Origin of the sequence: Bacillus sp. YC2 (assembly GCF_019891195.1) — a bacterium.
Classification (GTDB): Bacteria; Bacillota; Bacilli; order Bacillales; family Bacillaceae; genus Bacillus.
In genome coordinates, this window is sequence record NZ_JAHXDO010000024.1 from 1 (window position 1) to 9,045 (window position 9,045).

Annotated in this window: 7 protein-coding genes; 3 read left to right on the top strand and 4 right to left on the bottom strand. The window is 46.0% G+C overall.

Annotation, left to right across the window (positions count from 1 at the left end; translation table 11 throughout):
• The 4 genes from KY305_RS19555 to KY305_RS19570 all read right to left on the bottom strand — a co-directional run.
• A partial coding sequence (locus tag KY305_RS19555; protein ID WP_223063907.1) for a non-ribosomal peptide synthetase occupies positions 1–2,803 on the bottom strand: 2,803 nt, incomplete at its 3' end.
• 545 nt (positions 2,804–3,348) lie between these two features.
• Positions 3,349–4,830 carry a D-alanyl-D-alanine carboxypeptidase/D-alanyl-D-alanine endopeptidase gene (dacB, locus tag KY305_RS19560; RefSeq protein WP_396021549.1) on the bottom strand — a complete coding sequence of 494 codons (1,482 nt, stop codon included), beginning with the start codon at positions 4,828–4,830 and terminating at the stop codon, positions 3,349–3,351.
• A gap of 12 nt (positions 4,831–4,842) precedes the next feature.
• On the bottom strand, positions 4,843–5,811 hold the full coding sequence (locus tag KY305_RS19565) for an aldose 1-epimerase (RefSeq protein ID WP_223063908.1): 969 nt from the start codon (positions 5,809–5,811) through the stop codon (positions 4,843–4,845).
• 114 nt (positions 5,812–5,925) lie between these two features.
• On the bottom strand, positions 5,926–7,311 hold the full coding sequence (locus KY305_RS19570; RefSeq protein ID WP_223063909.1) for an MATE family efflux transporter: 1,386 nt from the start codon (positions 7,309–7,311) through the stop codon (positions 5,926–5,928).
• A gap of 230 nt (positions 7,312–7,541) precedes the next feature.
• Here KY305_RS19570 and KY305_RS19575 point away from each other — a divergent pair, with 230 nt between their 5' ends.
• From KY305_RS19575 to KY305_RS19585, 3 genes are all read left to right on the top strand, one after another.
• Positions 7,542–8,084 (top strand): IseA DL-endopeptidase inhibitor family protein, encoded by a 543-nt coding sequence (locus tag KY305_RS19575; RefSeq protein WP_223063910.1) that lies wholly within the window; start codon positions 7,542–7,544, stop codon positions 8,082–8,084.
• A 400-nt stretch (positions 8,085–8,484) separates the two neighbouring features.
• On the top strand, positions 8,485–8,676 hold the full coding sequence (locus KY305_RS20440; RefSeq protein WP_223063911.1) for a GyrI-like domain-containing protein: 192 nt from the start codon (positions 8,485–8,487) through the stop codon (positions 8,674–8,676).
• 87 nt (positions 8,677–8,763) lie between these two features.
• Positions 8,764–9,045 (top strand): T7SS effector LXG polymorphic toxin (locus tag KY305_RS19585; protein WP_262417889.1); only part of this gene is annotated, 282 nt, incomplete at its 3' end.

Sequence of the window (9,045 nt, forward strand, 5' to 3'; positions counted from 1 at the left end):
CGATGAACTGAGACGGAATCATGTAGGCCGGGAGCCGTTTCGCGAGCTCTGTCCGTACATCCTGCATGCCCCGCCCTTCAATGTATGCGAAAAGTTCGGTGTCTCCGTTGTCTGTCCGGGCCGTGACCGCCGCTTCCCGCACATTGTCAATCTGCCGAATCACGGCCTCGATTTCTCCCGGTTCAATCCGGTAGCCGCGAACCTTGACCTGCCCGTCTGAACGGCCGAGCCATTCAACAAGCCCCTCAGGAAGCCAGCGGGCTATGTCACCTGTTTTATACATCCGTTCCCCTGGGTAAAACGGATCCGCGAGAAACCGTTCTTCGGTCAGCTCAGACCGGTTCAGATAGCCTCTCGCCACGCCGGTTCCTGCGATATACAGCTCTCCGGCCACGCCCGCCGGCTGGACGGCCCCTTCACCATCTAAAATATAAAGGCGCGCGCCCGGGACGGGTCTCCCGATCGGAAGCCGCGTCCGTCCGCTGTCCGTTTTCGGGTCATACACGTAAAATGCCGCATCCACCGTTGCTTCTGTTGGCCCGTAGCCGTGAATAAGCGCTGTCTCCGGGAGAAGCTCGGCGAATCGGGCAGCCGTAAGGGGAGCCAGGGCTTCCCCTCCGGCAAAGACACGCTTGAGCGTTTTGGAGAGACGTCTCCTTTTCTCCTCTGTCTCCGTCTCCAGCACGTCTAAAAAGCTGTTGACCATGGCCGGAATAAAATGCGCCGTCGTCACGCATTCGGCCGCGAAGGATTCCGTCATGAAGGCAGGGTCTTTCTCCGCGCCGGAAGGAAGGAGATACACCGATGCGCCTGACAGCGTCCACCAGAATAATTGCCAGATGGAGGCGTCAAAGGAAAAGGATGATTTCAGGACAATGATGTCTTCTTCGGTTAACGGAAACTGCCGCTCCATCCCGGATAAAAAGGCCACGGCCTGGCGATGCTCGACCGCAACCCCCTTCGGTGTTCCGGTGGAACCGGACGTATAAATGATATAAGCGAGCGAATCGGCATCTGCCACATCAGAGACAGCCTCTGTCTCCGACGTGTCCTCCGCAAGAGACGAAAGACTGACCTCAAGCGTCTCCCCGGAAAAGTCCGGCACGGACAATCCGGGCTGCGCGAGCAGAAGAGCGGCACCGCTGTCAGCCAGCATGTAGCTCAGCCGCTCTTCAGGATAATCCGGGTCAAGCGGCACATAAGCGCCTCCGGCTTTTAACACAGCGAGCACCGAAATCACCATTTCCGGCGAACGCTCAGCGAGCACGCCGATGATGCTTTCTTTGGCAGCGCCTTTTTTCCGCAGCTGTGCCGCGAGCCTGTCTGAATACTGATCAAGCTCGGCATACGTCAGCACACCGCCCGAAAAGCGGAGCGCGGGAAGATGCGGCGACAGAGCGGCACGGCGGGTGAACAGTGTATGAAGCGTCGGAGCCGGCGGTTCATACGCCTCTGTTTTGTTAAACTCACACAAAACCCTATTCTTTTCTTCCGTATCAGCCATATCAATGTTTTGAATCAGCTGGTTCGGATCCTCAATGGCTTTTTCAACAATGGTAAGCAAATGAGATTGAATCCGTTTGATGGCGTTTTCGGTAAACAAAGCGGACTGATAATCGAAATTCAGCTGAATCATCCCTGTGTCTATCCGTTCCTTAATCAAAACGGAAAGCTCGTTTGCGGTATGGCCGCTGAAATACATAGCCGTTTCATAATCGAAGCCGTCCGCTTGATGCCATTGAAGCGGCTGATATTGCATAGAAATGCCGATTAAATTTTGCAGGTTATTGTGTGTCTGTCTTAATTCATTAACTAACAGATTGTAAGGGTATTTCTGGTGGCGCATGACAGACAGCTGCTCTTTTCCCACACCGCGGACAAAGGAAATAAATTCAGTTTTAGGATCTGTCGTCATTCTGATCGGCAATGTGCTGACAAACATGCCGAGCATGTCCTTTTCCATCCGGGAGCCGCGGTTTCCGTAATAGGTCCCGATAGCAATATCCTTTTTAGCCGTCAGACGGCTGATGCATATGTATAACGAAGCCATAAACAGAGAAATAATGCTGACTTGATGGTCTTCACAAAAACGCCGGATTGATTGTTCTAAGGAGTGTGAAAGAGTAAGTGTGTTTCTGGAAGCTTCAGTGCTTTGTCGTTGATGTGAGGCTTGTTCCGCCAATGAAAAATGTTCTGGAACGGTTTGGTAAGATTGTGTCCAAAATAAACGGTCTTTTTCAAAACGGGAAGAATCTAAGTATTGTTTCTCTTTTTCCATGTAGCTGAGGTAGGAAGGTCCGTGATGTTCAGGCAAAGCTTCATTTCGAATCATCTTTTGATAGATGTCAATCAGCTGATTACCGAGCAGATTGAGCGAAATGCCATCCATGATAATATGGTGAAATTTTGCATAAAGCCAAACTTCTCTGTTTGGCATTAACAGCAGAGAAAATTGATAAAGCGGTGAATGAAAGAGTTTAAACGGGATAGAAGTCTGTGCGTCAATCCAGCTGTCCCGCTGCGTTTTATCGGTATTTGTAAAATCAATGATCTCCGGCGGAATCGGCCGGTGTTCAGCCAGATACAGCTGAGGCTCTGAACCGTCACCCTCTGTCAGCTGAAATTTGAGCGAATCATTTCGTGAAAACGAAAAATCTAAAGCGCGGCGCAATACGTCAAGATCGATTTCACCTCTGAATTTTACACAGGCTGCGAGATTGCAGATGCTCGTGCCGGGCTCAAGCAATTCCGTAAACCACACTCTCCTTTGAGCATGGGTTAAAGCGTAAGTAGTGTTTTCCAATGGAATACCTCCATTTCAATTTAAGAGGATAAGAAAGTGAAATAATTACAGTTTGTAATCGACAGCATATGACTAAATCATCCATATAAGCATTATTTTAAAACATATTTTAGAAATCACAATAAAAAATTAAATTTTTTCTAACATTTTTTAGAATATAGTATATATTTCACACTGATTTTCTCGTTTTCTATAATCTTTATACCATGTAAAACAGCATGTATGCATACTAGAAACTAGTTCTTTAAAACTAAAATAAGGAATAAAATGTATATCTAATGACCTTCTGAAAATAAAATCATAGCGTTCCTAAGAACTGATTTTACTGTTTTTTACATCTGAAGAATGTTTTTATGATAAAAGTGAAAAAACAGTGAACCTTTGAGAAAGGAAAGTGTCATAAAGAATTCGAAACTCAAGAAATTATGAAGCGAAATTATTTTGTGAAAAGATTGATTCATGATAGCGGGATAATAATTCGGCTATGCCGCTCCGAAATATAAAAAAGCCGCATCCTTTACGGACCGGCCATTTTCACTTTCGTCTTATTGATTCGCCAATAATACGGCTATTTTATCTTCAATATCTTTTCCATCATCCTCATCAAGCAGACCGTTTTGAAGAACGGAAAAAATCAATGTATCTTCGGATTTTGTTTCTGCATAGCCCGCAATGGAACTGACGCTTGTTAAGGAACCGGTTTTCGCTTTGATTTTTCCTTCCGCCGGGGTATCCTTCAGCCGATTCCGCAGCGTGCCCCCCGTCATTCTGTCGCTTGAGCCCGCCACAGGCAGCGAGTGAAGCAAAGCCGGGAACCATTTTTCTTTTTGTACCGCATATAAAAGCTCCCCGATTTGGTCTGCGGATACGCCGTCAATATGGGAGACGCCAGATCCGTCTCTCGCGATCAGCTCGTCTGGATTCAGTCCGAAAGCTGAAAGCTGGGAGGTCATCACTTCCAATCCTTTTTCCCAGCTGCCTTCCCCTTTTTTCACTTTTCCCATTTCCTTGATAAGGATTTCGGCGTGTCCGTTGTTGCTCAGTTTCATAAATGGTATCAGCAGTTTTGAAAGGGGCATGGATTTTCGGGATGTTACCTGCTGTGTGTGGTGCGGCATTTTCCCGGGTTTGACTTTTCCCTTTACGGTAATGCCTTGTTTTTTTAGCGATTGTTTCCATAAATCTAAAGCATAGTTCGTCGGTTCCCACACCGCGGCCCATTCCTTTGTTTTTCCAGCGTCGGTCGGTATCGTTCCCTTTACCGTAATCAAATTGCCGCCGTGCTCACGCTCAATCTTCAAGTCTTTTTTCTCGCCGGCCGCAACGGTTTTCACTTCATTTTTCACATGCACGGCACCCGTTTTTGGTGAAATCGTAATGCTTGGCTTTTTGCCGGGTTGTTTAGCCGGGTTGATTTCCGCAATCACGGTCCCTGCATCATAGTCCTCATTAGGGGAAGCTGTAAGGGCAGATACTTGTGCGCCATAATATTGATCTTCATCGCTCCATGGCAGGTCAGCGGAATACCGGATGTGGTCATACCATGTGTCATCACCTATTACATCTCCTTTGATGACTTTAATTCCCGCCTTTTTTACCTGCTCTGCCATTTTGTCAAAATCTGATGCCAAAAGGGTCGGATCACCTTTTCCCGCAAGATAAAGATTTCCGTGTAATTGTTTTCCTTTGACAGCGCCGTCAGTCCGCACTTCTGTTTTAAATGTGTAGTCTTCGCCGAGTACAGAAAGCGCCGCTGAAGCCGTCAACAGCTTCATAAGGGATGCAGGTCTCAGCCGCACATCTTCCTGATGACTGAACAGAACTTCTCCGGTTTTGGCGGATCGAATGCTGACACCCGCTATGGCGCCTTTTAAGGCGGGTTCTTCCTCAAGAATTTTTGTAAGCTGCTCTGTTAAAGCGCCTTTTTTTTCAACCGCTTTGGCAGAATCATCAATATAAGGAACCGCAGCAATGACAAAAAGCAGCATCACCGCGGCCCAGCGTTTCATATGTTTTTTCAATTTCATCCCGCCTCTCCCCTATTGTTCCCCGCGCTGAATAATGATATCGCATGACGCCGATGCTTCCCCGCCCGGTTTCAGAATCTGCAATCCGGTAAGCGATGACGGCAGATTGAGATTGAAGGCATCAGTGACAGATGTATAAGGCTCAAGGCTAACGAACCCCTGCTTCCCGTCCCCATTGTAGACAACCCAATGTTTGAATGCCTGGTCCGCCCGATACAAAACGGTTAATTGTTCACTCGGATGGAATATGGCAGCTTCGTTTTTTCCGCCGTTTCGCCCTGAAGAAAGGAAAACATCATCAAATTGTTTGTTTTTTAAAGACATGCCTTCCTGAAACGCTTCTTTATCCGGCACATCCAGCAAACTGCCCGTCGGTACGAAGCGATCATTTAATTCCCACTTTCGGTCCGCCGTCAAAAAAAGCCGTGAGCTGTCTTCACGAAAGATAAAGGAGGTGTGATACCCGAGTCCCCACGGAAAGGCTTCCGTTCCTTTATTGATAATCAGCGCCCGCTGAGAAAATACATTGTCTTTCAGTGTATACGACATTCGGACAATCGCGTCATGCGGGAATTGCTCATATACGCGTGGAATCTTTGAAAGATCAATTTCTGTTTCGGCCAATAGCTGATCATCCTCTTCTTTCATCGTGACAACCTTCCAATGCTCACTGTAAAGAAAGCCGTGAATATGGTTATGTTCATCCTTTTCGTTTATATCAAATTGATACGTGCGGCCGTGAAAACGAAATGTCCCGTCCGTAATCCGGTTCGGCGGAAATAAAACAGGAATTCCGAAAAGCATCGGTGTATCGTGAAATTGCTCCGGCGTCTTCGGTTCCCTGAGAAGACGCATACCGGTTTTTTTATCCTGAAGAGAAATAACATTTGAGCCCCATTCCGGCACAATGATAAATTCGGCCTGATCATTGCCGGCTCTGATTGCGGGAACTCCTAAATAGGTCGTATGTTCAATCGTCATAAGCCACCTGCCCTTTCTTGTTTAATAGCATGTATAGGAATTCCATTTTATAAACGCATTTTCCTTCTGCCAAAAAAACATCGCCTGCCTGAACAGAGCGATGTGTTGTAAAGCTTATTGAATCAGCCGGGTAATCTGTTTTTTCTTCCACACGAACCGGTAATAGCTGTATTGCAGCAGAAGGCTGATGACAAAGGCGGCCGGATAACCGACCCAAATGCCGAGAATGCCGAGGTTCGTATAATGAGAAAGAATAAAAGCGACAGGCACTTCAATACCCCAAATTGTAAAAATACTGATGATTGTCGGCCATAATACCGTGCCGCTCGCCCGCATTGTAGCCGAGACAATCTGAGCATGGCCGAAAATCAAATAGCTCCATAAGGTAATCATAATGAGGCTGTGGGCGATGTGGAGCGTATCTTGATCCGTTAAAAACAAAGCCAAAATCTGCCGTGAAAAGGCATAAATCAAAATAATCAGCACGCCCCCGATCAGATAATTCAGGCCGATACCGACTTTGATCACTTGTTTCAAACGGCCGAATTCATTGGCCCCTATAGATTGGGCGGCAAAAATCGAAACGGCGATTCCAAGGCTGACGGCAGGCATCTGCACATAACTCGCCACTTGATTGACGACGCCGTAAGCAGCCGTTGCGTTTGATCCATAATGATTAACAAAGGAAATAACGGCTATTTCAGAAAGCGATACGAGAATCATGTTGATGCTTGACGGAATCCCGAGCCTCAGCAGCAGCGCAAGCAGCTTTCTGTCCATTTTCAGGCTGCGGAGCGCTGCCCGGTCAAATGCGAGCGGATGTTTCGTTTTCCGTAAATAAATCATAAGGACAATAAATGTGATAATCGTTGAAATAACGGTTGCATACGCCGAGCCGTAAATGCCGGATTTCGGAAGCCCGAAAAGCCCGAGAATCAACAGCGGCAAAAGCCCGATGTTAATCACAGTGCTGACAATTAATGTGTAAAACGGCGTCTTTGAATCTCCCGTTCCCCGTAAAAATGTCGTATAAGCAAAATATAAAAACATCAGCGGCATCGCACAGAACAATATACGTGCATATCGGACACTGACATCTATCACATTTTCCGGCGTTCCCATCAGCCGCAAAATATCAAGCGTAAAAACACTTCCGACAACAGCCAGAACGACACCGATCAAAAAGGTAAATGTCAGCGTTGTGCCGACAATGGCTTTCAGTCTTTCTTCGTTTCGCGCGCCGAAAGCCTGCCCGATCAGAATGGAACTCCCAGAGCCGATACCGATCGTAAACGAAATCAGCAGGAAAAAGAGCGGAAAAAAAGACGAAACCGCGGCGAGTGCATTGACGCCGAGCCACCTCCCCACAAATACCATTCCGACTAATTGGCCCACAGACTGCAATACATTGCTTAACAGCAGCGGTACTAAAAACAGTGACATCGACCGCCATACAGACTGATTGTCACTGCCTTTCTCCCGATTATCTTGTTCTTCCATATGTAAGATCTCCTTTTCGGTTTTCTTCCATTTTATAATTCAGCATACACCTTGTAAAAACCTTTTGTTCACACGAAACTCTCTATCTTTTATTTTCGCCGTTAATGGAAATTCATCATAAAAATAAAAAGTACGGAAAATATTTCTGAAAAGGTATTGTAATCCTACCGTAATTATTGTAACATTTGTAACATAAGAGAAAGAGATTGATTGAAGGAGAGAAAAAATCCATGAAAAAACTTCTATTATTTTTAACGACTATTACATTGATCTTGTCATTAGGCACAGTGGCAACAGCAAAAAATACATCTAATGACCTTACACAAAAACAAGCACTGCAATTGGCCTTATCAGCAAGAGAGCATTTCTGGAACACAATGAGCGGCGGCACTCACAAATCAAATACAAACTGCACATCTGAGCCCTTCGAATATCAAAACCTGCAATATGTATTTATGTGCAAAGAGCTCGGCACAAAAACAAAAGCTGTGAAATATTTGACACCTGTTTTTACAAAACAAGCGATTGACAAAGGCTTTAAAAATTATCACTTCGCCGTGAAAGACGGAAAATTGGCTGTACCGGTCGGCGACGGAGACAATCTCCTCAATTGGAAAAAAGCAAAAATGACCCTCCTTTCTAATAAAGGAAGCGCAAAAACATACCGATTCACAGTACCGACGCTTGACGGTTCACCGTCAGCAAAACGTGATGTCACATTCGTAAAAGAAAACAACGTTTGGAAAGTAAATCAATTTGATGCTGTCATATAAGAAAGAGTCCGCTTTGAGCGGGCTTTTTTGCTTTGATAAGATGACAATCCTGTCTCAGGCGGGCACTGACCGGAATGTATATCCCGGCACTGACATTAAAGACAGAGAGGAGACGCGCCTTATGCCGGAGCTGCTAAGTGACGGGAGCAGAAGAAATGAACTACACAATGAGGGAATAAGAAGCTTTCGAAGTCGCCGGCTCTGGTTTTGGGAGAACTGAATACACGGACCGTCTTGCAGCGGCAGCTGACTCCTCTTCCCTTCTCGGTATTTGTACCGATTATAACGGAGATCTCCGGGAGGTTACGTATCTTGTCGCCGCAGAGAAACAAAGCGGGCCGATATCGGTCCCTCGGGCGGCATAGCAGTTAGGGCGCCGGGCAAAACACACGGGAAAGGATTGTTTCCTTCTGCCGGTTATGAACTTGCCGGAGGCCCTGAAATTGAGGTATATGATGCAACTGCTGACATTACTGACGAAAAGCACAGTACTGAAATTTGGATTCCGGTTAAGAAAAAGTATCAAAAAAGACAATGGCCAGCAGTCAGCCATTGTCTTTTTTACGCTCTAGAAGTGTTTTTATCTGTGTAATTTCCGAATTCTTAAAGATATTCATTTTTCTCCGGGTTTTAACGTGGTAAAATTTTGAATAACATTTCATCGCGAAAGGATATGAGCATGAAAATCTTTGAAGCACCCCCCCTGCTTTCTGCCGCCAAACAACGCGCAAACGAATACAACGAATTGCGCAGCCAAATGACGAACCTGAAAAATGCGTTCCAAGGTATGGCAGACCTGAGCGACAATGATTTTTCAGGCAAAGGTGCCGACAACATCAAGGCTCTATTTCAAGATCATGCAGGCGTCACAGATGAATGGCTGGTATTGATTGATATGAAAATTGCGTTTCTCACAAGCATAGAAGCTATGATTGAAGATGCCGGGCTTTCAGATTCTTAT

Bases quoted from the DNA above. Each gene is read 5' to 3' on its own strand.
- dacB (WP_396021549.1), bottom strand. From the start codon at position 4,830: ATGAAATTGAAAAAACATATGAAACGCTGGGCCGCGGTGATGCTGCTT.
- KY305_RS19575 (WP_223063910.1), top strand. From the start codon at position 7,542: ATGAAAAAACTTCTATTATTTTTAACGACTATTACATTGATCTTGTCA.
- KY305_RS19570 (WP_223063909.1), bottom strand. From the start codon at position 7,311: ATGGAAGAACAAGATAATCGGGAGAAAGGCAGTGACAATCAGTCTGTA.
- KY305_RS19565 (WP_223063908.1), bottom strand. From the start codon at position 5,811: ATGACGATTGAACATACGACCTATTTAGGAGTTCCCGCAATCAGAGCC.